This is a genomic window from Rhodocyclaceae bacterium (assembly GCA_020248265.1).
Lineage (GTDB): Bacteria > Pseudomonadota > Gammaproteobacteria > Burkholderiales > CAIKXV01 > CAIKXV01.
Genome location: JADCHX010000003.1, coordinates 1 through 24,049, shown reverse-complemented (window position 1 = coordinate 24,049; position 24,049 = coordinate 1). Strand labels below are relative to the sequence as shown.

The 24,049-nt window shown below is 69.9% G+C and carries 19 protein-coding genes; 7 read left to right on the top strand and 12 right to left on the bottom strand.

The window, feature by feature from the left end; translation table 11 throughout:
• Nucleotides 1–19 precede the first annotated feature (19 nt).
• From ING98_03620 to ING98_03600, 5 genes are all read right to left on the bottom strand, one after another.
• On the bottom strand, nucleotides 20–2,611 hold the full coding sequence (locus ING98_03620) for a VWA domain-containing protein (protein MCA3100937.1): 2,592 nt from the start codon (nucleotides 2,609–2,611) through the stop codon (nucleotides 20–22).
• Nucleotide 2,612: 1 nt separating this feature from the next.
• On the bottom strand, nucleotides 2,613–3,203 hold the full coding sequence (locus ING98_03615; protein MCA3100936.1) for a DedA family protein: 591 nt from the start codon (nucleotides 3,201–3,203) through the stop codon (nucleotides 2,613–2,615).
• 48 nt (nucleotides 3,204–3,251) lie between these two features.
• The gene (locus ING98_03610; GenBank protein MCA3100935.1) at nucleotides 3,252–4,094 is read right to left on the bottom strand and encodes a CbbQ/NirQ/NorQ/GpvN family protein; all 843 of its coding nucleotides are present in this window, start codon (nucleotides 4,092–4,094) and stop codon (nucleotides 3,252–3,254) included.
• Nucleotides 4,095–4,159: 65 nt separating this feature from the next.
• Nucleotides 4,160–6,400, bottom strand: a complete 2,241-nt coding sequence (pbpC, locus tag ING98_03605) for a penicillin-binding protein 1C (GenBank protein ID MCA3100934.1) — start codon at nucleotides 6,398–6,400, stop codon at nucleotides 4,160–4,162.
• A complete protein-coding gene (locus ING98_03600; protein MCA3100933.1) occupies nucleotides 6,397–12,438 on the bottom strand; it encodes an alpha-2-macroglobulin in 6,042 nt (2,013 codons plus the stop codon). The genes pbpC and ING98_03600 overlap by 4 nt, the downstream gene beginning before the upstream one ends.
• Before the next feature lie 107 nt (nucleotides 12,439–12,545).
• On the opposite strand from ING98_03600, the gene ING98_03595 reads away from it, so the two are divergent.
• From ING98_03595 to ING98_03585, 3 genes are all read left to right on the top strand, one after another.
• Nucleotides 12,546–13,859: a DUF3422 domain-containing protein gene (locus ING98_03595; GenBank protein ID MCA3100932.1), complete on the top strand. Its 1,314-nt coding sequence runs from the start codon at nucleotides 12,546–12,548 to the stop codon at nucleotides 13,857–13,859.
• An 8-nt stretch (nucleotides 13,860–13,867) separates the two neighbouring features.
• The gene (locus ING98_03590) at nucleotides 13,868–15,007 is read left to right on the top strand and encodes a glycosyltransferase (protein MCA3100931.1); all 1,140 of its coding nucleotides are present in this window, start codon (nucleotides 13,868–13,870) and stop codon (nucleotides 15,005–15,007) included.
• Between the two features lie 186 nt (nucleotides 15,008–15,193).
• Nucleotides 15,194–15,676, top strand: a complete 483-nt coding sequence (locus ING98_03585; protein MCA3100930.1) for a hypothetical protein — start codon at nucleotides 15,194–15,196, stop codon at nucleotides 15,674–15,676.
• Between the two features lie 22 nt (nucleotides 15,677–15,698).
• Here the strand turns inward: ING98_03585 and ING98_03580 are convergent, their stop codons facing one another.
• The 7 genes from ING98_03580 to ING98_03550 form a co-directional block, all read right to left on the bottom strand.
• The gene (locus ING98_03580; GenBank protein ID MCA3100929.1) at nucleotides 15,699–16,196 is read right to left on the bottom strand and encodes a TPM domain-containing protein; all 498 of its coding nucleotides are present in this window, start codon (nucleotides 16,194–16,196) and stop codon (nucleotides 15,699–15,701) included.
• A gap of 13 nt (nucleotides 16,197–16,209) precedes the next feature.
• Nucleotides 16,210–17,049, bottom strand: a complete 840-nt coding sequence (locus ING98_03575; protein ID MCA3100928.1) for a TPM domain-containing protein — start codon at nucleotides 17,047–17,049, stop codon at nucleotides 16,210–16,212.
• Between the two features lie 109 nt (nucleotides 17,050–17,158).
• Complete coding sequence (locus ING98_03570; protein MCA3100927.1) at nucleotides 17,159–17,809, bottom strand: LemA family protein; 651 nt, start codon at nucleotides 17,807–17,809, stop codon at nucleotides 17,159–17,161.
• 96 nt (nucleotides 17,810–17,905) lie between these two features.
• Nucleotides 17,906–18,697: a uracil-DNA glycosylase gene (locus ING98_03565; GenBank protein MCA3100926.1), complete on the bottom strand. Its 792-nt coding sequence runs from the start codon at nucleotides 18,695–18,697 to the stop codon at nucleotides 17,906–17,908.
• A 28-nt stretch (nucleotides 18,698–18,725) separates the two neighbouring features.
• Nucleotides 18,726–19,148: a ribosomal protein S18-alanine N-acetyltransferase gene (gene rimI, locus ING98_03560; GenBank protein MCA3100925.1), complete on the bottom strand. Its 423-nt coding sequence runs from the start codon at nucleotides 19,146–19,148 to the stop codon at nucleotides 18,726–18,728.
• 35 nt (nucleotides 19,149–19,183) lie between these two features.
• Nucleotides 19,184–19,972: a tRNA (adenosine(37)-N6)-threonylcarbamoyltransferase complex dimerization subunit type 1 TsaB gene (tsaB, locus tag ING98_03555; GenBank protein MCA3100924.1), complete on the bottom strand. Its 789-nt coding sequence runs from the start codon at nucleotides 19,970–19,972 to the stop codon at nucleotides 19,184–19,186.
• 108 nt (nucleotides 19,973–20,080) lie between these two features.
• Complete coding sequence (locus ING98_03550) at nucleotides 20,081–20,404, bottom strand: hypothetical protein (protein MCA3100923.1); 324 nt, start codon at nucleotides 20,402–20,404, stop codon at nucleotides 20,081–20,083.
• A gap of 177 nt (nucleotides 20,405–20,581) precedes the next feature.
• Between ING98_03550 and ompR the strand changes: the two genes are divergently transcribed.
• The 4 genes from ompR to ING98_03530 form a co-directional block, all read left to right on the top strand.
• Nucleotides 20,582–21,307: a two-component system response regulator OmpR gene (gene ompR, locus ING98_03545; protein MCA3100922.1), complete on the top strand. Its 726-nt coding sequence runs from the start codon at nucleotides 20,582–20,584 to the stop codon at nucleotides 21,305–21,307.
• A 33-nt stretch (nucleotides 21,308–21,340) separates the two neighbouring features.
• Nucleotides 21,341–22,648 carry a HAMP domain-containing protein gene (locus ING98_03540; protein ID MCA3100921.1) on the top strand — a complete coding sequence of 436 codons (1,308 nt, stop codon included), beginning with the start codon at nucleotides 21,341–21,343 and terminating at the stop codon, nucleotides 22,646–22,648.
• 129 nt (nucleotides 22,649–22,777) lie between these two features.
• A complete protein-coding gene (locus tag ING98_03535) occupies nucleotides 22,778–23,218 on the top strand; it encodes a host attachment protein (GenBank protein ID MCA3100920.1) in 441 nt (146 codons plus the stop codon).
• A gap of 387 nt (nucleotides 23,219–23,605) precedes the next feature.
• Nucleotides 23,606–24,049 (top strand): saccharopine dehydrogenase NADP-binding domain-containing protein (locus tag ING98_03530; protein MCA3100919.1); only part of this gene is annotated, 444 nt, incomplete at its 3' end.

The window sequence follows — 24,049 nt, the reverse complement described above, 5'->3', positions numbered from 1 at the left end:
CCCGAGGCTGCGCCGCCGGCTAGCGGCGCAACCTCAGGTAGATCTCCGGAAGCTTCGCGGGCAGGCTGCCGACATCGTCGAGCACGAGGTAATGGCCGCGCCCGAAGATCTGCGGCAGGTACTGGTTGGCCAGCGTGTCGACAGTGATGCAGAACGGATGTACGCCCGCGTTGACCGCTTCCTTCACCGCCATCCGCGTGTCCTCGTGCAGGTAGCGGCGGTCGCCGCCGTCGTCATAGTCTTCGGGGCGGCCATCGGACAGCAGCAGCAGCAACCGGCGCGGCGTCTGCACGCCCTCGAAGCGGTGCACCGCATGGCGGATCGCCGCACCCATGCGCGTGGCCAGCCTTCCGGACAATCCGCCGACCGTGGCGCGCACCGTGTCGTTGTACGGCTGGTCGAAATCCTTGATTCGATAGTAGTTGACGTTGTCGCGGTACTTCGAACAGAAGCCGGCGATCGAGTAGGGATCTCCGACTTCCTCCATGCTCTCGGCGAACAGCATCACGCCGGCCCGGATGGTATCGACCAGCCGGCCGTTGCCGTCGGCCACGGTCTGCATGATGGAGGTCGACAGGTCGGCCAGCAGGGTCACCGCGACATCGCGGTTGCGGATCGCGCGCCGCTTGTAGACGCGCGCCTCCGGCGAGCGGCCGGCCGCTCGCTCGGTGACATAGCGGATCGCAGCCTCGAGGTCGAGGTCGTCGCCATCCATCTGCCGGGTGAGCGGTGCCGGGCGGGTCGGCTTCTGCGACTGGATCGCCTTCTTCAGGCGCTTCAGCGTGCCGGCATGACGGTCGGCGAGGCGCTGCGCCTCGGCCGGGTTCGACTCGGCCAACACCTTCTCGGCCACCCATGCCCAGTCGGCCTTGTAGCGGTTCTCGCGGTAATCCCACTCGGGATACGGCAGCCCGCGGTCGGGTCCGTTCGCCTTGTTCGCCTGCTGCTGGGCGCGCTCGCCCGTCTTCGTCTCGCCCGAGCCCTTGCGGTTGGCCGCCGACTGCGCATGCGCCGCCGCACCGCCGCTGTCGTCGGCCTCGGCGTCCTGCGGACCCATCTCCTGCTCGACCGATTCGCTGTCCTCGTCGGGCTCGCCCTCGCCTTCGCCCGATTCGGATTCCTTCTGCTCGCTGCGTTCGGCCTGGCTGCCCGGTCCCTGCGCGGCCTTCACCTCGCGGCCCAGGTTGGGCGAACGTCCGGGCAGGTAGGCGCCCTGCACGTCCTCGGGCGTCTCGGGGTGCCCGAGGTCGGCCAGCACCGGCAGCAGCAGCCGCGCGATGCGGAAGGCATCGATCACGGTCGCATCCGGTTCGAGCAGCCGCGCGAGCTGGTCGGCCACCGGTTCTGGCAGCGGGTGCGGCCGTCCCAGCGCGAGCTGCAGCGTGGACAGCGCAAGCTGGTAGTAGTCGCGCGCGATGCCTTCGGGCATCGCGACCAGCGCGGCGAGCCGTGCCATCCGGCGCAGGTGGGTCGGTGCGATCATCGCGATCGCGTTGTCGACGCGCAGGTCTTCGCAGATGTCGAACAACAGCTTGAAACGCACTACGTCATCGCCGAACTGCGCGATCAGCGGCTCCCAGGAGATCGCGCGCGCCTCGGTGATCTCGGCGTCCAGCCCGAGCTCCGAGAACAGGCCCTTGAGCGGCGCCACTGCATAGGTGCCGAACTGCAGGTGGCCGGCCACATGCAGCACCCCGAGCACCGCATGCTCGCGGTCGGGCAGCGTCACCGGCGCGAGCACCACCCGGCCGTCGGTTTCGACGAACGGCCGGCCCTTGTCGGGCGCCCAGCCGCTGTCCTGCACCTCGACTGCCTCGCCATACCAGGCGGTCAGCACCATCTTCAGGAAGCGTTCGTTCTGCTGCGCGCGGAAGCCCGGCAGATCGTCGAGCAGCAGGCGCAGGCTCTCCTCGGACTCGAGCCGGAAATACGCCTCGCCGCGGAAGCGGTCGGCGGTCAGCACGTCGATGCCGCGCCGCGCCCAGGGCGCGATCGCGCCGGCACCGAGCAGCGCACGCACGCGGATCGCGCCGGGCAGGAAGGTCGCCAGGCCGAGCCTGCGCGTGGCGAACAATTCCTCGGCCGGAGCGCTCAGCTGCTCGATGCCGGGCACGCCCTGGCGCCCGGCGAGGTCGCGCACCGGGGTGCTGAAGTAGGCGTTGCCGCTGTCGGCATGGCGCGCGCACCAGGCGAAGCCGATGTCGGCCCAGCGGATCTGGCCGATCGGGCCGAGCGCGCCGTAGGCATGGCCCAGGTTCGCCATGAAGCCGTCGATCGCCTTCCACGAGCCCTGAAGGTCGAGGAAGTGCAGCGCCTGGCGCGTCCAGGGCAGCACCGCGCCGCACGCCGCGATCGCCTCCGGTGTACCGCGAGTGAACGCGCGGCCGGCGTCGCGGTCGAACTCGAACAGACGGCGGCAGGCCGCCAGCCATTCCAGCGCTTCCGCCTCCCCGGTCACCGCCAGCACCGACGGCAGCGCCGAGGACGCATCGCGGTGGGCGACGAAGGAGACCTTCGACAGTTCGTCGAGCGCGCCGCGCAGCGCCTCGCCGGCCGGCATGCCAGCGACTGCGTTCGATCCGGAGTCGGCCGGCACCGAGGGTTCGCTCATCTCAACCTCCCCGCATCACGCGGCGCGCAATGTAGCGGCCGATCCACAGCCCGATTCCGAGCAGCAGCACCAGCCCGATGATGATCTGATCATGCCAGCGCACATCTTCGAACAGCGTCTCGAGCGCGCTGCCGAAAAGATAGCCGGCGCCGCCGATGACGGCGGTCCATACCGCGACCCCGGCCACGTTGAACACCATGAACCGCCAGGCCGGCACTGCGCTCATGCCCAGCGCCACCGGCGCGGCGATGCGGAACCCGTAGAGGAAGCGATTGATGATGATGATCGCGATGTCGTAGCGCACGATCCAGCCCTTGATCCGCTGCACTTTCGCTTCGACCTTCGGGAAGCGGTCGAGGAACGAGCGCCCGAAACGCACACCGATCACGTAGTAGCCCAGATCGCCGATGTAGGTGCCGAGCATCGCGGCCGCGCCGACCAGCCAGGCATCGAGCAGGCCCTGCTGGGCGGCGATCATGCCCAGGACGAGGACCGTCTCGCCCTCGAGCATGGTACCGATGAACACGAACAGGTAGCCGTATTCACGGATCAGTTCGGGCAGGTTCAGCCCGAGGCTCGACAGGAAACTCATTGTCGGGTGCCGGCTCGCCCGGAGAAACCAGGCCGGGCGCGACCGGCGTTACTCGAAATGCGCCCGCACGATTTCCAGCAAGGCCGCAGACAGTTCGATGTCATCGGTCACCGGATTGATGATCGCGACCTGGCAGGCCTCGATCGGCGACAGGCCGGCGCTGATCATGCTTGCCGCGTAGACGAGCGCGCGGGTGGAGGTGACCTCGTCGAGCCCGTGGTCCTTGAGGGCGCGCGCCTTGCGCGCCACCGACACGAGCCGGGCCGCGCTTTCGGCGTCGAGGCCGGCCACCTCGTTCAACAGGATACGACGTTCGGTCTCCTCGGCCGGGAAGTCGAAGTTCAGGCCGATGAAGCGCTGCTTGGTCGAAGGCTTCAAGTCCTTCAGTACCGTCTGGTAGCCGGGGTTGTACGAGATCACCAGCAGGAAATCTTCATGCGCGGTGATCTCGCGGCCGATCTTCTCGAGCGACAGGCGGCGCCGGTGGTCGGTCAGCGGATGGATGATCACGGTCGAATCGGTGCGCGCCTCGACGATCTCGTCGAGGTAGCAGATCGCCCCGGCCTTCACCGCACGCGTCAGCGGACCGTCCTGCCACACCGTCTCGCTGCCTTCGAGCAGGAAGCGGCCGACGAGGTCGGACGAAGTCAGGTCTTCATGGCAGGACACCGTGACCAGCGGGCGGTTCAGCCGCCACGCCATATGCTCGAGGAAGCGGGTCTTGCCGCAGCCGGTCGGGCCCTTGAGCATGATCGGCAGGCGCTTGCTGTAGGCAGCCTCGAAGATCTCGACTTCACGGCCCTGCGGTTCGTAGTAGGGCGCGGTGGCCGTCGGACGGGCCGGCGGGACGATGTCGTGGTCGGCCGGCAGCGGCGCAATCGGATCGTTCATTCGAGGGTCTGAACCAGGAGTCGACGGGATGGAAAGGCGGGGCAAGAATAGCACGCCGCCCAGTGCTAGCCGGGTGACACCGGCGCAGCGGCGGACCCCGTCTGCGCCGCGCCGCGTACTTCGAATCGTACCTCGTCGATCACGCGATCCTGCGCATCGACCAGTTGCAGCCGGTGGTTGCCCGGGACCGGTTGCCAGGGATACGGACGGTCCGCCGGCGCCAGCCGCCGGCCACCGATGCGCCAGTGCAGGCCCTGCGCGCCCGGCCCGGCGGCGAACAGCAGGCGCTGATGCGGCGCCGGGATGTCCGGATCGATCGCGACGATGATGCCGGCACCCGGGTACACGATGCGCGGGGCACCACCGCGGACGGGGGCTCGCTGCACACGGTCCAGTTCGGTACCGGCGATGAACCACTCCGGCCGGTCCGCCGCCGGGTCGGTCGACTGCCGCACCAGACCGCCGGGCGGCACCGGGGCGTCCGACGGCAGGTTGCGATGCAGGTAGTCCATCACCTCCTGCCAGACCGGCGCGGCACCGGTCGTGCCGGACACGTCGTGCATCGGCGAGCCGTCGAAGTTGCCGACCCACACGCCGACCGTGTACCGGCCGGAGAAACCGATGCACCAGTTGTCGCGCATGTCCTTGCTGGTGCCGGTCTTCACCGCGCTCCAGCCGCGCGTGGCCAGCGCGCTGGCGAGACCGAAAGTGCGCGCCCCTGCGGTGCGGTCGGCCAGTACGTCGGAGACGATGAAGGCAGCAGCCGGCGCCATCACGCGGCGCACGCTGTCGGGTGCGGCCTCGCCGGGTCGCATCACCAGCGGCGAGGCGATACCGCCATTGGCCAGCGTTCGAAACGCATTGACCAGTTGCGACAGCCGCACCTCGGCCGATCCGAGCGCCAGCGAGTATCCGTAGTAGTCCCCACTGCGCTTGACATCCGCGAAGCCCAGCGCGCGCAGGCGGTCGGCGAACGGCTCCGGACCGACCAGCATCAACGTACGCACCGCAGGCACGTTCAGCGAACCGGCCAGCGCGGTGCGCAGGCTCACCCAGCCGGTGAACTGCCGGTCATAGTTCTTCGGAACGTAGAGCCCGTTGGGTGCGACCAGGTCGACCGGCGAGTCATCCACCAGCGATGCCGCGGTCAGCAGCCGCTGCTCGATCGCCAGCTCGTAGAGGAACGGCTTCAGCGTCGAACCGGCCTGCCGCGGCGCCGATACGCCGTCGACGAAACGCGCGCTGGACCGCTCGCCCGCGTTGCCCACGTACGCGAGCACTTCGCCGGTGCGATTGTCGACCACCAGCAGCGCACCGTCGCGTACGTTGCGACCGGCGATCGCTTCGAGCTGCGCACGCAGCGCGTCGGTCGCAAACCGCTGCAGGTCGCGGTCGAGCGAAGACACCAGCGGCGGCTGCCGGCGGGCGCCGCTCTCCTGCGCGAACAGCAGCCGCGCGGCATGCGGCGCGAGCGCCACCGGCGGCGCGATCGACGGCGGCATCGACAGCCGCGCGGCGGCCAGTGCCTCGAACCGCGTGCACGACTGGCTGCCGCCGCCGGGCATTGCGTCGGCGCCGGCCGTGGCGCCAGCGCTGCGCGCGAGGCGACAGGCGCGCGCGGCGACCAGTGCAGGCAACGCGTTCGGCCGCGCGATCAGCGCCGCCAGCAGCCACGACTCGGCTTCGTCCAGCGCCGAAGGTGACTTTCCGAACAGCCCCTGGGCGGCGGCCTCGACGCCCTGCAGTTCGCCGCGAAACGACACCCGGTTCAGGTAGGCCTCGAACACCTGATCGCGTTGCCAGTGCAGCCCGAGCGCCAGCGCCAGCGCGGCCTGGCGCAGCTTCTGCGGGATCGAACGGCGCCCCTGCACCGGCGCCAGCGCAGGGTCGAGCAGCCCTGCCAGCTGCATCGTGATCGTGCTCGCACCGCGGATGCCATGGCGGCGGACCGGAGCCGCGGCATCCGCCGTCGGCCTCTGCAGCGCAGACTTCACGATGGCGCCGATAGCCAGCAGATCGACGCCCGGGTGATGCGCGAAGCGGCGATCCTCGGTGGCGATCACTGCCCGTTTCAATGCGGGCGACACCTGATCGAGCGGCGTCCAGCCGAGCCGGCGCATGTGCTCGTCGACCCGCTGCACCTGCAGCGGCGCACCATGGCGGTCGAGCAGCCAGCGGTCGCTCGGCAGCGTATCGGCGCGTACCTGCTCGAACGACGGCACCACCGCCCATGACAGCAGGAACAGGCCGGCCAGCAGCAGCGAAACCGCGTTGGCCGGAAGCACCACGCGCCGCAGCGCCGTCATCGCGCGACTTCGAACGCCAGGTTGGGCCGCTCGCCGAATACTTCAGGCGCATACATCGCTTCGACGCGGGTGGCCGGCAGTTCGAAGCGACCGGCCTGGTTCAGCCGCACCACGTACTCGGCGGAGAAACCGCCGCGCGGCACGTAGCGCCAGTAGCCGCGCCAGCCTTCGAACGAACGCTCCTCGAACACCGGCGCCACCGGTTCGGCCACCCGGCCCCGCCCTGCGCCGCGCGCCTCGGCCACGAGCGAGGACTGTCCGCCGAGGCCGGAACCGATGATCGTCGCACCGGCGGGTACCGGGTCGCTCAGCACCACCCAGGTCATGTCCGCCTGCGCATCGACCGTCAGCCGTACCCGCATCAGGTCGCCGACCGACCAGCGGCCGGCAACCTTCTGCTGGACGGCACTGACCTCGCGTTCGACGCGGAAACCCGCGTCGAGGCGTTCGCGCAGCGGCACCGCGGCACGGCTGCGCACGGTCGCCCACGGGCGCCCGCTGCCGTCCTGGCGCAGCATCAGCGAGCCGGTCGCGCCCTCCGGCCAGGGCAGCGAAGCCTCGCGGCCGGTGCCGGGCACTGCATCCGGCAGCGACCAGTCGACGGACACCGGTGCCGCGGCGCCGCCGGTGGACGCCAGCGTGCGGCCGGCCACCGGCTGCGCCTCGAAGCGCGCGGCGAACCTGGCCAGCGCCAGCACGCCCCAGGCATTGGCGACCGTGGTGTTCCAGCGGCCGCGCTGCTGGCGCGAGAGCGCACCGCGTGCGAGGCGCGCGAGGTCCTGGGCACCGGCCTCATCGGCGGCACGCGGATCGTCCAGCGCCGCGATCAGCATCCGGTTGGCGTTGACGTCGCCGGACACCATCAGCCACCAGAGCTGGTCGGTCTTCTCGGTGGAGAAACCCATCACCGTGCCCTGCATCGTCAGGCGTGCGCGCAGGATGCGCGCGGCCTCCTCCAGCCGGCGCTCACGGTCGGGCAGCTTCGTCGCCCGGCGCAGCAGCGACTGCCAGTCGAGCAGCGCGGAGGTCGGCCACGACTGCGGGGCGATCGACAACGCCTCGAGCCAGCGCGGCTCGATCTCGACGCCGCTGCGCGCCAGCGCATCGAGTGCGGCGAGCTTGCGCAGCAGCAGGTCGGCCGCGGGCATCTCCGATGCGCGCGAGACGCGACCTTCGACGAAGCGGCGAAGCGCGTCGGCCATCGTGTCGCGAGCGGCCTTCGGGATCGGCCATCCCGCTTCGTGCGAAACGGTGAGCAGGTAGCTGGTCAGCACGTCGCTGCCTTCGCGCATCGACGGAAAGTAGCGGGCGAACCCGTCGCGGTCGAGCCAGGCCGGCAGAGAACCCATCAGCCGATCCCAGCCCGCGCGGTCGCCGAGCGCGATCGCGCGCGAGCCCTGCTGTTCGAGGCAGGAGTACGGGTACTGCTGCATGTACTCGCGCACCCCGCGCAGGTCGCCGCCGAGGGTACGCGCCAGCGACACCTCGATCGCGCCGCGCCCGGGCAGCGCGTCGGCCGGACGCTGCACCGGCACCACGATCGCTTCGCCTGGCGCGGCGAGTTGCACGAGGGTGGCCTGCAGGGTGCGCACCGGCACGGCCGGCACGATCCGCTGCGCGACGCGCAGCCGGTCGGCGCTCGCCGCACCGCGCTCGCCGGCGGCGATCTCCCAGGCGAGCAGATCGACACCGGCCGGCACCTGGAACGCCCAGCGTGCCGGCTTCGCCTCCCCCGGTGCCAGCGACAGGGCTTGCGCGGCGAGCGGCATCGGCGCCGCAGGCGACGGGCGTGCGCCGGCACCCGGTGGGCCGCCGCCCGGCGCGGGCGTGACGGAGGCCGAAACCATGACCTCGATCGCGCGCTCCGACGCATTGCGCACCACCACCTCGGCGTCGAACCGGTCACCCTCGCGCGCAAGGGCAGGCAGCGAGGACAGCAGCATCAGGTCCTGCGTCGTGCGCAGGCTGGCCGAGCCGGTTCCGAACAGGCCGGCGCCCATCGCGTCGCCGGCAGAGGCGATGGCCACGATCCGGAACGCACTGAGCGAATCGTTCAGCGGCACTTCGACCACCGCTTCACCATTCGCGTCGAGCGCGACCCGTCCGCGCCATGCGAGCAGCGTGTCGAACAGTTCGCGCGCGGACTGCCGGCCGCCGCCACCGCCAGACAGCACCGCCTTCTTGCCGAAGTGGCGGCGGCCGACGACATGCATCTGGGCGGTGGCGGTCTGCACCTCGATGCCGCGCCGGCCCATCATGGCCTGCAACAGTGCCCACGTATCGTTCGGCGCCAGTTCGAGCAATGCTTCATCGACAGCGGCCAGCGCGATCTCGCTGCCCACCGGCGGGATGGAACCGTCGGCGCGCGTCACCCGGATGTTCACCCGCGCGCGCTCGCGCACGCGGTAGACCTCGCGCTCCGGACGGACCTGCACCTTCAGTTCGTGCGCGCGCCAGCCGACCGCGATCTCGCCGATGCCCATCCGGAACGCCGGCTTGCCGAGGTCCACGGTCGCGGTCGGCTGCACCTCGCCCGCCCGCCCGCGCACGGCAAGCACCGACACGAACATGTTCGGGGCATGCCGTGCCAGCACCGGCACCTCGATCACCGGCGAATCGCCGGCCAGCCGGCGCACGACGGCATCGACCACGCCCTCGCGTTCATGGGTGACCAGCACGGTGGCGGAGCGGAACGGCATGCGCACCTGGAAGCGCGCGGTCTGCCCCGGCTCATAGCGCGGCGCTTCGGGCAGCACGTCCATGCGATCACTGTCCTGCTGGCCGAACCACCAGGGCTCGCCGCCGGCGATCCAGACCTCGCGATGCCCGATGCTCGGCCGGCCTGCTGCGTCCACCGCGCGTGCACGCAGGATCAGGTTGCCGCTGGCCGGCGGCTTGCCTTCGCAGGACAGGCGCCCGGCGGCATCGGTGCGCGCGCTGCAGAGCGTGCCCAGCCGCGACGTCTCCGTGTAGCTCTCGAAGGCATAGAAGCCCCCGAGCAGCCTGCGCCGGTGCGAGAAGGTCTCGCGCCGGAACATGTCCACCGTGACCGGCAGCCCGGCCATCGGCTTTCCGGACGGATCGACCACGACCGCCTCCATCTTCACGCGGTCGCGCGCGCGGGCCCAGTCATCGGCGCGCAGGCCGACCACCACGGCCGAGGGAAGCCAGGCCGAGCGCGCGCTCGCGGTGAGCGTCTCGCCGTTGGCGTCGCGGTACTCGAGCTCGAACAGCAGGTCCTGAGGGATCGCGGCTGCAGGCAGGCCCGCCACGCGCAGCCGGGCCCCGCCGGCGGCATCGAGCGTCGCACGCTGCAGGCCGACCACCTTCAGCGCATCGTCGTCGGCGCGCACACGGCGGCTGTCCGGCTCGGCTGCGCCGCCATCCAGTTCGTCCAGCAGGTCGACCTCGGTACGGCTGCCGATCACGCCCTCCGCCACATCACCATTGGCGAACACGAAGCCTTCGTAGCCCGGGAAGCCCATCGTGCGCGGCATCGCTGCGGTACGCAGGCGCACCGCAGCCCCGCCGGCAGGCCCGCCCGCCAGGTAGGCGAGTTGCACGTCGACCGAGGCCTCCGATGCGCCGACCAGCGGCAGCGCGGGCGGGCGCACGGCCGCGCGCATCGTCGGCAGCCGGAACTGTTCGACCCTGAACTCGCCGAGTTCGCGGGTACGCTCGCGGCTGCCGCCGCCGCGGGCCGGCAGTCGCTCGCGGGCGACGATCCGGTACGCGCCGAGGCGGGCGTCCTTCGGGACATCCCAGGTGCCGAGTGCGCTGCCGCCACGCGGCTCCCACTGCACCGGCACCTCGTACTTCTGTTCGCTGCCGAGGTGTTCGATCACCACCGTCGGCACGAGCAGCGCGGGCGGCGGCAGCGCGAAGCCGGTGCGCCGGCGCTCGCGCGCGAACAGCTTCAGGTGCAGCGTCTCGCCGGCCCGCAGGAGAGACCGGTCGAGCACGGCACGCACCGAGTAGGGATCGTCGGCGTCGCCGGTCGGGAGGTTGAACCGCCAAGGCGCGATGCCGTCGTCCCAGCCGGTCATCGTGAACGTGAAATCCTCGCCCCGCGAAGCCATCACCATCAGGCGCCGGTCGTAGCGGCTTTCGCAGCCCGGCAGCAGGTCGTCCGTGGGCAATGCCACCTCCACCCGCACCAGTCCATCACGATCGCTCATGCCTTCGTGATAGGTACGGCCGTCGCAATCGAGCACCCGGACACGCGCCCCTTCCACCGGTTCGCCGCGGTCGAGCGAGGTCACCCAGACCAGCGACCCCTCGCGGCCCCGCTTGAAGTGGGCGACCAGGTTGGTCACCAGTGCCGTGGCTGGCACGTAGTACGGGTCGCGCGACGGCGCCGGAGGGGCGAAGGACGGGCGCGGCCGTCCCTCGGCCGCGGCGCGGTCGATCGCCTCGCGCTGCCGCTGCGCCTCCGGCGTGTCGTGCAGTGCCGCGCCGAGCCGGCGGCTGGCGAACTCGACCACATAGAAGCCCGGCCGCTGCAGCGGGATGCCGATCACCTCGAACTCGCGCGGACCGGTGGTCCGCGGCAGCGAAAGGTCGCGCGCAGCTTCCACGCCGCGCAGGATCGACTGTTTGCCCGGCCCCCCGCCATCGCCGCCATGCTCGCTGGCGCGCTGCATCCACATGACCAGTTCCCGCGGCGTCGGGGACTCCACGCGCAACAGCCGGCCTTGTGTGCCGTCGGCACCGCTGCCGGCGTCGAGGTTGCGGACCGTGACCGGCAGCAGCGCGCCCGCGTTCGCCTCGACCAGCCCGAAGCGCGCCGCGAAGCGGATCAGCGGCGGATCTTCGTCGGTGCGCACCGTGAGCGGAAAGCTGTCCGCGTTGGCCAGCGGGCGCCCGGCGTCATCGCGCAGCCGCGGCGGCAGTTCCAGCGTGAACGACGCGTTCTCCTGAAACGGCCCGCGGAACTCCACCCAGTCGACCGCGGGATCGCGCCAGGATGCGCGCAACCGGCCGGTGAGCGCCGACCACCAGCCGCGCAAGCGACCGACGAAGCCCTCCGGCGCGGCGGCTGCCGCCACGTCCCCGCCTGCGTCCGGCCGATCCTCGCCTTCCAGGACGGGCGCGTAGCGCCGCCCGTCGGGCCCACGCAGCGTCACCGCCTTGGCCATGGAGGCCGGGATCGGGGCGGTGAACGCTACGCGCATCGGCAGCACCGGGATGCACTGCGCGGCCTGGTTCGCACGGGTGCAGCTGAACCGCGCACGGAACGCCGGGCGGGTACGGAAGGCCAGCACCTGATCGTCGCTGGTGGCGACGCCGTCAGGCGTCGCGATACCCCTGCCCCAGACCAGGCGCACGTCGCGGTCGCCGGGCAACTCGCGGCTGCAGCGGACCAGCAGCCGGCGCGACCTTGCCTCGGCGCCGGCACTCGCCTCCAGAAAGGCCTCGAACCCGCCACTGTCGACCTCCCCGACCGGCGCAAGTTCGCTGCGCGCGAGGATGGCGGCGCGCAGGCTGCCGGTGACCATGCGCACCGGGATGCGTTCGTTGATCCCGTCGGCGCTGCAATAGGCATGGGCCAGCACGCTGGCGGTGGTCGCATGCGCATCGAGCGCGAGGACGAACACCTGGTCTTCGCCGATCCGGCCGTCGCCATCGCCGGCGCCGGCCCTCGGCGCCACCGCGACGATCGCCGGCCCCCCGGTCGAAAACCCGGCGGCACGCCCCGTCTCGACCGGCGCCCCCGCGACCGAGCGTTGTCCGTCGCGCAGCGTGAACCGACACTGCAGGCCGCCGGGCAGCGCGCGAGCAAAGTCGTAGGCCCATGTCCGGTCATCGATCCAGCGGCCGCGCCCGGGCACCGGGCAAGACACCTCCATCGGATCGGCCAGCCTTGGATCGCCGAACCGGACCATCGGCTCGGAGAAGCGCGCGGTGAACTGGCGCACGTTCTTCACCGTACCCGACGGCGCGGTCTCGACCGACACCGGCGTGGCGCCGGCAGCGGCAGCGGCAACCGACGCCAGCACGGCCAGCCACAGGAGCCTTGCCCGCGCGAGGAATGTCATCCCGCAACCATTCATGGAACCGTCAGTCGATCGGACGGTCGAGTGTATCGCTCCGTTTTCCATCGTGGGGCTTGCGGCCACCGATGCCTTCAGGCTACATACCAACGATGATCCGCCTGCCGCCCGACCTTCCAGACCGATTCCTCGCCGCGAACGAGGTGCATGCACGACCCTACGAGCCGCTGGACATCCCGGTGCGCGGGTCCTACCTCGCGATCCAGGTCGAAACCGGACAGCGAGAACTCGAACGCGCGCACCTGCGCACGCTGTGCGAGCGCTTCGGCTGCTCGCCGCCGGGCGAAGACCTGAACCAGTTCAGCGTGCCGTTCGGCGAGTTCCAGCTGAAGTGGGAGCGCCATGGCGAGTTCTCCACCTACATCGTGCTGGTACCCGGGCTGCCGAGCCGTCCGTTCGCACAGCCGGCGATCGAATACCTGCCACCGGAGTGGCTGGCCGACATCCCCGGCCGGGTGATCGTGGCGACCCATGCACAGGTGATGCGCGCGCCCGAGACGCCGGACGACCCGGCACTGCTGCAGGATTTCTTCGGCTCGGCGGCGGTCGTCGGCGCGGCGATCGGCGACGGCGCGGGCTTCGCGTACACCGACTTCAAGATCCAGCACGACGGGTTCGTGCGCTTCCTGATGCTGTCCTGCGCATTCACCGACTACCAGGCCGGGCGGATGATGCAGCGGCTGTTCGAGATCGAGGCCTACCGCGTGCTGGCACTGCTCGCGCTGCCGATCGCCCGGCGCGAATCGCCGCGCGTGGTCGAGATCGAGCGCTCGCTCGCCATGCTCACCCAGGAAATGGCGAACGAGGACCGCGGCGACGAGACGCTGCTCGGCGAACTCACCCAGCTCGCGGCGCAGGTCGAGAGCGCGATCGCATCCAGCCAGTACCGGTTCGGCGCCAGCCGTGCGTACAACGCGCTGGTCACCGCACGCATCAGCGAACTGCGCGAGCGCCGCATCACCGGCCTGCAGACCATCGAGGAATTCATGGCGCGGCGGCTGTCGCCGGCCATGGCGACCTGTGCCTCGCTGTCGAGCCGGTTGCAGGAACTGTCAGAGCGGGTCGCGCGCGCGAGCAGCCTGCTGTCCACGCGCGTGAGCATCGCGCGCGAGAAGCAGAACCAGGCGCTGCTCGCCTCGATGGACCGCCGTGCACGGCTGCAACTGCGGCTGCAGCAGACGGTGGAAGGACTGTCCGTGGTCGCGATCAGCTACTACGTGGTCGGGCTGATCGACTATGCCGCGAAGGGCCTGGAGGCAGCCGGCACCGGCATCGATGCGGCGATCGTGTCCGGAGTGGCGATTCCGCTGGTGGCATTCGCGGTGGCGATGACCGTCCGGTGGGTGCGGCGCCGGGTCGTGGGTAGCGCCCCCGCGCGCAACCCGCCCACCCCGATCGGCGACTGAAGCCGTCGATGAAGACACTGCAGGTCGAAGGCTGGCGCGGCATCAACCACTCGTATGCGATCGTCAACCAGTGGCAGCTGCTGGAACTGTGCCGCCGCCCGGACCTCGACCTGTGCCATGTCGATCGGCCGTTCTTCAACGCCGGCTGGAACGCCGGCGCCAACGGCAGCGGCTTCAGCGCGGCGCAGCGGCAGCTGATCGAGGGCGTCCGCGGTCCGCGACCGGGCGAAGTGCCCGATGTCGTCCTGCGGATCGCCTTCCCGTTCGATGTGTCCCCCTGCGAGGCCGGCCGCGTGTTCGTGTTCGGCACCGCCGAGTACCAGCACACCGACGGCATGTTCGGCAGCGGCGATACGGCACGCGCGATCGGCGACGAGCGGCTGTCCATCGTCACGCCCTCGCACTGGTCGAAGGCCGGCTTCGTCGCCACCGGCTTCGATCCGGCGCGGGTTCATGTGGTGCCCCATGGCATCGACCCGGCGAGCTTCAGGCCGATCGAGCGCAGGGCGCGCAAGACCCTGCGCAACCTGATGCGGGTGCGCAACGACGACTTCGTGCTGCTGTCGGTGGGCGCGATGACCGAGAACAAGGGTATCGACCTGCTGCTCACCGCCTTTGCACGGCTGCGTCCGAAGCACCGGCACCTGAAGCTGGTGCTCAAGGACCAGAGCAACCTGTACGGGTTGACCGCCGACCGCATCCTGGCGCGACTCGCCGCGTCACCGGACGGCCACCTGTTCACCGAAGACGTGGTGTCGTCGATCGTGTTCGTATCGCACAACCTCGGCATCGCCGAGCTGGCTGCGCTGTACGGCGCGGCGGATTGCTACGTGTCGCCGTACAAGGCCGAAGGCTTCAACCTCACGCCGCTGGAAGCGGCCGCCTGCGGCGTGCCGATCGTCGTCACGCGCGGCGGATCGACCGACGACTACTTCGACCCGGCGATCGGCCTGCAGGTCGACAGCCGCCGGATGCAGTCCGGCCAGCGGGCCTGGCTGGAGCCCGATCCCGAGTCGCTGTTCGAGGCGCTCGGCCAGGTCATCGACGGACGCCGCCGCTTCGATCCGGCAACGGTCAGTGCCGCGGTGCATGGCCACTTCACCTGGTCGAAGGTCACCGGCGAACTGGCGCGCGTGCTCGGCGTCTGACGCTGGACGTCTGACGCTGGACGTCTGACGCTGGACGTCTGACGCGCAGCGCCTGTAATCTGCCGGCATGCGGCCTCCCAGGCCTCGGCACCGACCCGCGCATGCATGCCGCGGTCGGCCCGGGCCGATCCGGATCCGCGACGTACCCGGCAGTGGCTGCAGTAGTCGCCATGTTCACATACCTCCATGGACTCTTCCTCGACATCTGGCCGGAGCACGCTGGCCGACCTCGGACTCGCACTCAAGGTGATGGCCGTCCTCCCGACCCTGGCTATCGCACCATTTGCGCTCGTCGTGGGCATGGTGTTCGGCTGGGGATTCTTCGAGTCGCCGCGCGATCCGCTCAACGCAGCCGCGCATCGGCACATCACCGGCCTTGGCGCGATATTCATGCTGGCCAGCGGTGTCGCGCCAGGCGTACTGTTGTGGATGATCATCGCGGGCCCGGAGCGTATCGGTCGTTCTTGGCTCGCGTCAGGCACTGTGCTGATCGTGGGCGCACTCGCCCTGATCTGCGCGGGCGCTCTGGTCATCAAGGATCACGGGGCGCAGTCACCGCTGCTCGCCCTGCTGGTTGCCCCCGCCTGTATCGTCGGCGTGCTCGAACTCGCGAGGCTCGTCCTGTTCTTCTGGCGCGGCGCATTCGGCCGCGCCGGGCCACACGGGTGATCCGCAGCCGAATGCGCAGCGCCTACAGGATGACCGGACGGTCGGACACCTCGTTCGGCTCGCTGCCATCGCCCGGGAAGTGGCGCCCGAGCAGTACGCCCACCGCCTCGATGCCTGCGATCGCACCCTCCTCGAAGCGCCCTTCGCGGAATGCGGCTTCCATCTGCCGGCACACGGCCTCCCACGCGTCGGCACCGACCTGATCATGGATGCCGCGGTCTGCGACGATCTCGACATCGCGATCGGCCCAGAGCAGGTAGATCAGCACGCCGTTGTTCTCGGCAGTGTCCCAGACGCGCAGCCGGCCGAACTGTTCGATCGCGCGGTCGGTCGCGTGCTGCCCTGACCACAACGCATCGCCGTCGAGCGAGGCTTCGATCGCGAAGCAGATCTGCCCGCGGTGCAGGCGTTCGGTGCGTGCGATCGCCTGCTCGATACGGTCTAGGGTGGACGGCGGAAAGGCACGGCGCATCGCACGCTCGGCGGTAAACAGGTGGCGCAGCCGTCGCGAAAGGCTCATCGGCAGGCCTCCCCTACCAGCGGCCGGAGGCGCCGCCGCCCCCGAACCCGCCGCCACCGCCGCCCCAGCTTCCGCCACTGCTGCCGCCGCCGGAGGACCAGCCGCCGCCGGAAGACCAGCCACCGCCGCGGGTGCCGGCACCGGCCAGCGTCAGGACCAGCGCGATCAACGCCGCCACCACGGCGACCACCAGCACGCCGCTCATCGACCAGGCGATCAATCCGATGCCGGTGCCGACGATACCGGCAGCCCAGCCCTTGCCGACGATCGCGCGCAGGATGCCGCCTGCAAACGCAGTGCCTACCAGCACCAGCACCAGCAATGCTTCGTAATCGATACCGTCACGCTTCTGGCCGCCCTGGCGTGCCGGCGGTGGAGGCAGTGGTTCGCCGTCGATCACCCGGATCATCCGATCGACGCCTGCATCGATGCCACCGGCGAAGTCTCCGCTGCGAAAGCGCGGCACGATCACCTCGTCGATGATGCGCCGGGCCACCGCATCGGGCAGCGCGCCTTCCAGGCCATAGCCGACCTCGATACGCAACGCCCGGTCGTCCTTCGCCACCAGCAGCAGCGCGCCATCGTCGACCTTGCGCCGGCCGATCTTCCATGCCTCCGCCACGCGCAACGAGTACTGCTCGATCGCTTCCGGCTTCGTCGTGGGCAGCATCAGCACCGTGATCTGGCTGCCCTTGCGCGCCTCGAACGCCGCCAGCTTCGCCTCCAGAGCGGCGGCCTGGGCGGCATCGAGCGTCTTCGTGAGGTCGGTGACCCGGCGCTCCAGTGCAGGCACGGCCACCAGCGACTGTGCCACGGCCGTGGATGGCACGACGGCCACCAGAAGCGAAGACAGCCAGAGGACGGCCGCGAGAAGCGCCGCCGCCGTGCGCAAGGCGGCCTGCCACCGGCGACCGCCGGCAGGCACGCCTGCCGGGGACGGTGCGATGCGGCCGCAGGTCACGCTATTTCGCGGGGGCAGGCGCCGGCGCGGCGGGCGCCGCCGGTGCAGCCGGTACAGGAGGCCGCGCACCGAAATCCACCGTCGGCGGCTTCGCGATCGCTGCCTCGTTCTCGACCGTGAAGTTCGCCTTGACGCCGTAGCCGAACACCATGGCGGTGAGGTTGCTGGGGAACTGGCGCACGGTCACGTTGTACGCCTGCACCGCATCGATGTAGCGCTTGCGCGCGACGGTGATCCGGTTCTCCGTCCCTTCGAGCTGCGCCTGCAGGTCGCGGAAGTTCTGGTCCGACTTCAGCTGCGGATAGTTCTCCGCGACCACCAGCAGCCTCGACAGTGCCGACGACAGCTCTCCCTGCGCCGACTGGAACTTCGCGAACGCAGCAGGGTCGTTCACCAGTTCGGGCGTGGCCTGCAGCGACCCGACCCGCGCACGCGCGTTGGTCACCCCGAGCAGGATGTCCTTCTCCTGTTCGGCGAAGCCCTTGACCGTCGCCACCAGGTTCGGCACCAGGTCGGCCCGGCGCTGGTACTGGTTGATCACTTCCGACCAGGACGACTTGATCGTCTCGTCGGTCACCTGCAGCGTGTTGTAGCCGCAGCCGCCCAGCAGCAGCGCGGTACAGAGCGAAAGTATGGAGAGCGGTCGGCGCATCGGTGACTCCTTGGATCGGGGCGGTGCCCGGACACACCCCGGGCAATGACGGGAACATGGGGACGCTACCACGCCATTCAAGCCCGGACGACGGACTCAGCCCGGCGGCTGGAGATCCTGTACCGCGCCGGCGCGCCATTCGGCCACCCGCTCGCGGATGAAGCAGAGGTCTTCCCAGGCCTTGATCTTGTCCGGCAGGGTGCGCAGGAGATAGGCCGGGTGATAGGTCACCATCAGCGGCGTGTCGCGATAGCGGAACACCTTGCCGCGCATGCTGGCGATCGATTGCTCCTTGCCCAGCAGCGTGACCGCCGCGGTCTTGCCCAGCGCGACGATCACCTTCGGCTGCAGCAGCTGGATCTGCCGGTGCAGGTAGGGCTCGCAGGCAGCGACTTCGGCGGCCGCCGGCACGCGGTTGCCCGGTGGCCGGCACTTGACGATGTTCGCGACATAGACGTCGTCGCCACGCTTCATCCCGAGTGCGGCAAGCATGTTGTCGAGCAGGCGCCCCGCCTGGCCGACGAACGGTTCGCCGCGCTCGTCTTCTTCGGCGCCCGGCCCCTCGCCGACGAACAGCCAGGACGCCTTCCGGTCGCCGACGCCGAATACCGTGCAGTTGCGGGTGGCCGCGAGCGGGCAGGCCGTGCAGCCCGCCACCGCTTCGGCAAGCGGTGGCCAGTCCATCTGCATGATCGCCGCGGCACGACCCTGCGCATCGACGGCTGCAGGCGCTGCGTGCGTGTCCGGACCGCGTGCGTCGTCCGCCGCAGCCGGGGCGCTGGCCACGGTGCCTGGCGCCACCGTTGGCGTAGCACGCGCGAGACCCTCGCGCAGTGTCCAGCGCGGAGAAAGGCCCATTTCATCGAGGATTTCGCTGCGGCGGCTCATCGTGCAGGGCAGAACGGGTCCAGGTCGGTCACAGCGGCAGCGACATCACCCACGCATCCTCGCGGCCACCGAGCGCGGGGTAGTAGCCCTTGCGCACGCCGACCCGCTTGAAGCCGATGCCTTCGTACAGCGAGATACCGGCAGCATTAGAGGGGCGCACTTCCAGGAAAAGTGCCTGCGCGTCCGCGCGCCGAGCGTCGTGGATCGACGCCACCAGCAGGTGCCGCCCGAAGCCGCGGCGCTGCCAGTCGGCCGCAACGGACAGGTTCAGCAGGTGCGCTTCGCCCGGGCCGAACATCATCACGCGATAGCCGACCAGCGAGCCGCCGAACTCCACCACCACGGCATCGTAGCCCGATCGGATCGCATCGCGGAAGTTTCCGTCGGTCCACGGGAAGTCGTAGATGCGATTCTCGATCGAGATCACATCGGGCAGGTCCTGCACGAGCATCCGGCGGGCAACCGGCTGGACATCCCAGCGCGCACTCACCGCGCCACCCCGGCCGGCACCGCGGCACGCGACTGCACGGCCCCAGCGCGCAGCGCGGCCTGCTCGGCCGAGTCGAGCGCCACCTTGTCGCGTACGTACAACGGCGCCGCCAGCGCGGCATCCACGGCAGCGCCGGCGCGATAGGCGATCGCCCCCAGTGCGGCCACCGCGCGTGCATCGGGCATCAGCGCGGCGTCGATCGTGCCCAGTTCCGGCAGGCGCCGGCGCAGCGCAGCGCCGTACGCGGCGAAGCCGTTGCCGCCGCCCACCCAGCCCGCACCAGGCGGCACCGGCACGGCATCCGGCGCACAGGCCCAGGGCTCGAAAACCACCTCGATCGAGGCATCGGGGACGTCGGGCAGATGCGGGCCGGCTTGCGTGCGGCAGATCCGGTATGCGGCGCAGTACACCTCGCCCATCCGCGCGTCCAGGCAGGCGATCACCTGGGGCTGTCCGCTGGCCCATGCGATCGACGACAGCGAATCGACCGCAATCAGCGGCCGGTCGATAGCCAGACCGATCCCCTGCGCGACGCCGCAGGCGATGCGCAGCCCGGTGAACGAACCCGGCCCCGCACCGAAGGCGATCGCGTCGAGCGCCGACAGTGGCGTACCCGCCTCGGCCAGCAACGCATCGATCATCGGCAGCAGCAGCTGCGAATGGGCCGGCGGCGACGCGGACGACGCACCCTGCCCGGCGTCCGCGCTGCGCGCGCACAGGCGACCGTCACGCAGAAGTGCGACAGAACAGCAACCGGCAGTGGTATCGACGGCGAGCAGGACCATGGTGGGCAACCGGCGCGGAATGCTGATTCTACCGGAGCACCGGCAGCCACCGGCGTGCAGCCGCGGTGCCCCGCGGCAAGGAGCACTGCTGGGGGCATCGCAACGGGATCAACGATCCTGGCGGTACAGGTCGCGTCCGGCCTCGTGCAGGTCGCGCCGAAGGCTGCGTCGCTCTTCCGGCGTCATGCGGTCGCGCCGTTCCTCGAGATGGCGACGGCGCTGCTCCCGGAATTCGTCGCGGCGGTGATCATTGCGGGCGTCGTCGCGCCGTTGCCGGCGCTCTTCGAAACGTTCGCGCGCCCCGCCTTGCGGCTCGGCAGGCTGAGCCGACGCCCGCCCAGGCGGCAACAGCACGAGCAGCATCAGCAGGCACAGCGCATGCAGCGCCGGACGCCTCCCGAAACCCCGTGTTGCCTGCTGCCGATCGACCATGCCTGCCCCGAAGGAATGCCCAGGCTCCGATCGTAGAGCGATTGACGGCGCAACCCAAGCGATGGAAGCGGTCCTTTGTAACAATATGTTGGCCCCCCTGTACCGGGGTCATGCCCGGTTACAAGCGGCGGACGACGCCCGCACACGCCTGCCCCGCGTGGCGCTACGATGCAACCCATGGACAAGACGATCAAGACGCGACTGCTGGTGGTCGACGACGATGTGCGGCTGCGCGAACTGCTCAACCGCTACCTCACCGAGCAGGGGTTCCAGGTGCAGGTGGCGGCAGACGGGGCGGCGATGGACAAGCAGCTCGCACGCAACGTGATCGATCTCGTCGTGCTCGACCTGATGCTGCCGGGCGAGGACGGCCTGTCGATCTGCCGCCGGCTGCGTGCGGCCTCGCCCACGCTGCCGATCGTGATGCTGACCGCGAAGGGAGACGAGGTCGACCGCATCGTCGGCCTCGAACTGGGCGCGGACGACTATCTGCCCAAGCCGTTCAGCCCGCGCGAACTGGTCGCGCGGATCAACGCGGTGCTGCGTCGGCGTGGCCCGACAACACCCCCCGGCGCGCCCGATGCGCAGGCTGGCAACGTGACCTTCGGCCCCTTCACGCTGAACACCGGCAACCGGACCCTGCTCCGCGACGGAAAATCCGTGGCGCTGACCACGGGCGAATTCTCGCTGCTGAAGGTGCTCGCCGCCAGCCCGGGCACGCCGCTTTCGCGCGACAAGCTCATGGAACTCGCGCGCGGGCGCGAACTGGAACCGTTCGACCGCAGCATCGACGTGCAGGTGTCGCGCCTGCGCAAGCTGGTCGAGGAAGATCCTGCGAAGCCGCGCTATATCCAGACCGTCTGGGGCTTCGGCTACGTTTTCGTCCCCGATGCGTCGCGCTGACCGCCAGCGCGCGGCGCAGCCGTCGGGGCCACGATGATCCCCTGGCCGCGCAGCCTGCTCTGGCGCACGGTCGCGATGCTGATCCCGCTGCTGGTGCTGTCGCAACTGGCCTGGTTCGCCCTGCTGTCGCTGTCCGAGCGGGAGCCGCGCGCGCGGCAGATCGCCGAGCGGGTATCGAGCGTGGTCAACCTCACCCGGGCGGCACTGATCGGCTCCCGACCGGAGCGCCGCCGCGCTTTGCTGGCGGAACTGAACGAGTCCGAGGGCATCCGCGTCTATCCCGGCGACGATTCACTGCCCGAGGGCACGCTCGGCACCGGTCCGGTGATCGGTCATGTGGTGGCCGAACTGCGGCGGCGGCTCGGCGAAGACACGATCATCTACGATGCCCGCGGCGGCGAGCGCGCACTGTGGGTGAGCTTTCGCATCGACGAGGACCTGTTCTGGGTCGAGCTGCCACCGGCGCGCGAACGGCACCCGTTCCCGTGGACGTGGTTCGCCTGGGGCCTGCTGGTACTGATGCTCTCGATCATCGGCGCCTATCTGATCGTGCACCGGATCACGGCACCGCTGCGTGCCGCAGTGCCGGCGGCCGCCGCGATCGGCCGCGGCGAACTGCCCCCGCCGCTGCCCGAGTCGGGCCCGCAGGAAGTGGCGGCGCTCGGGCGTGCGTTCAACGAGATGGCGCGCGATGTCCGCTCGCTCGACGCGGACCGCAAGCTCCTGCTGGCCGGCATCTCGCACGACCTGCGCACGCCGCTCGCGCGACTGCGGCTGGGCGTCGAAATGCTGCCGTCCGGGGGCGATGCCTCGCTCGGCGCGGGCATGGTGCAGGACATTGCGGACATGGATGCGATCATCGACCAGTTCCTCAGCTACGTGCGCGAGGGCAGCAACGAAGAGGCAACGATCGACACCGACCTTGGCGCGGCGGTGCGCGCGGTCGTCGAACGCTACGAACGCCGCGGGCAGCCAGTGCACGCGCAGGCCGGGGAGCTGCCGAAGGTCCGCCTGCGTCCGCTGTCTTTCCAGCGCCTGCTGTCGAACCTCATCGACAATGCCCTTCGTCACGGCGGTAGCGCAGTCGAGATCCGTGCCGGACGCACCGGCGCGTCGAGCGTTCAGGTCAGCGTGCTCGATCGGGGGCCGGGCATCCCCGAGGCGCAGCGCGCACGCATGCTGCAGCCGTTCCAGCGCATCGGCAGCGCGCGCACCGATCCGGGTTCAGGACTGGGGCTTGCGATCGTCGACCGCATCGCGCGGCTGCATGGCGGGCGCGTCCTGCTCGAAGACCGCGAGGGCGGCGGGCTAAAGGTTACGGTCGAGCTGCCGATAAAGTGAAGAATGGACTTGTACCGCTTGCCCACCGCCACCGACCCGGATTTCGCGCGTCGCGCAGAAACCGTTTGCGGTCCGATGCAACCGGTGTCCATAATGATCCCGCAGCAGTCGACCAACGGAGGTAGCGCGATGAGTGTGACCTGGATCCTGGTGGCGAATGCAAGTGCAGCAAGCCTGTACATCAACGAGGGCCCGAAGAAAGGCCTGCGCAAGCTCCGCGAGTTTGCCCACGCCCGAAGTCGGGCCAAGCTCGCCGAACTGATCACCGACCATTCGGCGCACGGTCGAAGCGGCGCCTCCCAGCGCGCCGCCTACCAGCCGGCTACCGATCCCAGGGCCACCGAGGCAGAACGGTTCGCGAGCGAACTGAAGGATGCACTCGAGACTGGCCGCCAGCAGCAGCACTACCAGCGCCTGATCGTCTGCGCCGCACCGCAGTTCATGGGGCGGCTCAGGCGCCACTTCGGTGCGCCGCTGCAGCGGATGCTCACCGACTGTTTCGAGAAAGACTACACGAAGGCAGACCCCCGCAGCCTCACGCGCAAGCTGGAGGGGTGCATCTACCTCTAGCCCAAGTGTTTCACCAGTCACTGCTGCAAGGGGTAAGCAGGGCAACCGGCCGCGCTGGCGCGCTGCAGTTCCGTGTGCTGTAGCGCCAACACCCGAAGTCGCTGCAGCAGCGTCTAGGCCAGCGCCGCCAGCAAGAGCCCGAACTGATGTGCTGGCCCTGCCGCACGACGAGGTGCAGGACAACGCGCAGGTCTGGGAGTAAGTCGTACTGGCGACCAACCTGACCTGCGATGTCGCGGCCGTCGGCCTTGTCTAGCGAGGAAAAGCGCTTCAAGTTCCTGTTGGTCAGCGGATACAGTCGCCACGACCGAGAGGGAACAGGACAACCTCGACAAGTTCGGGAGGGGGGGGTGGGAGTGACATCATCTGGCTCTATCTGCCCCACCGATGATCCATCTTGGTGAAGAAGGAGCCGTGTCGGAAGTTTTGATTTATGGCGCAGCGGGCTATACGGGCCGGATTTGCGCCGAGGGGTTTGTTGGGGCCGGGTTGCGTCCCGTCCTTGGCGGGCGCCAGGACGCCGTGCGCGGATTAGCGGCTCGGCTGGACCTCGAATCGTCGATTTTCGATTTGAGCGACCCGCGCGAGATCGAGCGCCGCCTTCAGGGGGTACGACTTCTCCTGCACCTTTCCGGCCAGTTCCTGACCACCCAGACGCTTCTCATCGAGGCCTGCCTCGTTTCAGGTGTCCACTATGTCGACCTCGCCGGTGAGGTGGCGGACACTTCGCACGCGTTTACCTTTGACGAAAGGGCGCGCCTGGCAAACCTCATGATCATGCCCGGCGCCGGCTTCAACGTCGCGCCCTCAGACATCGCCGCAGGAATCGCG

Coding starts and splice junctions, on each gene's coding strand:
- ING98_03540 (MCA3100921.1), top strand. CDS start 21,341: ATGATCCCCTGGCCGCGCAGCCTGCTCTGGCGCACGGTCGCGATGCTG.
- pbpC (MCA3100934.1), bottom strand. CDS start 6,400: ATGACGGCGCTGCGGCGCGTGGTGCTTCCGGCCAACGCGGTTTCGCTG.
- ING98_03550 (MCA3100923.1), bottom strand. CDS start 20,404: ATGGTCGATCGGCAGCAGGCAACACGGGGTTTCGGGAGGCGTCCGGCG.
- ING98_03595 (MCA3100932.1), top strand. CDS start 12,546: ATGATCCGCCTGCCGCCCGACCTTCCAGACCGATTCCTCGCCGCGAAC.
- ING98_03600 (MCA3100933.1), bottom strand. CDS start 12,438: ATGACATTCCTCGCGCGGGCAAGGCTCCTGTGGCTGGCCGTGCTGGCG.
- ING98_03590 (MCA3100931.1), top strand. CDS start 13,868: ATGAAGACACTGCAGGTCGAAGGCTGGCGCGGCATCAACCACTCGTAT.
- tsaB (MCA3100924.1), bottom strand. CDS start 19,972: ATGGTCCTGCTCGCCGTCGATACCACTGCCGGTTGCTGTTCTGTCGCA.
- ING98_03620 (MCA3100937.1), bottom strand. CDS start 2,611: ATGAGCGAACCCTCGGTGCCGGCCGACTCCGGATCGAACGCAGTCGCT.
- ING98_03615 (MCA3100936.1), bottom strand. CDS start 3,203: ATGAGTTTCCTGTCGAGCCTCGGGCTGAACCTGCCCGAACTGATCCGT.
- ING98_03570 (MCA3100927.1), bottom strand. CDS start 17,809: ATGCGCCGACCGCTCTCCATACTTTCGCTCTGTACCGCGCTGCTGCTG.
- ompR (MCA3100922.1), top strand. CDS start 20,582: ATGGACAAGACGATCAAGACGCGACTGCTGGTGGTCGACGACGATGTG.
- ING98_03580 (MCA3100929.1), bottom strand. CDS start 16,196: ATGAGCCTTTCGCGACGGCTGCGCCACCTGTTTACCGCCGAGCGTGCG.
- ING98_03535 (MCA3100920.1), top strand. CDS start 22,778: ATGAGTGTGACCTGGATCCTGGTGGCGAATGCAAGTGCAGCAAGCCTG.
- ING98_03565 (MCA3100926.1), bottom strand. CDS start 18,697: ATGAGCCGCCGCAGCGAAATCCTCGATGAAATGGGCCTTTCTCCGCGC.
- rimI (MCA3100925.1), bottom strand. CDS start 19,148: ATGCTCGTGCAGGACCTGCCCGATGTGATCTCGATCGAGAATCGCATC.
- ING98_03585 (MCA3100930.1), top strand. CDS start 15,194: ATGGACTCTTCCTCGACATCTGGCCGGAGCACGCTGGCCGACCTCGGA.
- ING98_03610 (MCA3100935.1), bottom strand. CDS start 4,094: ATGAACGATCCGATTGCGCCGCTGCCGGCCGACCACGACATCGTCCCG.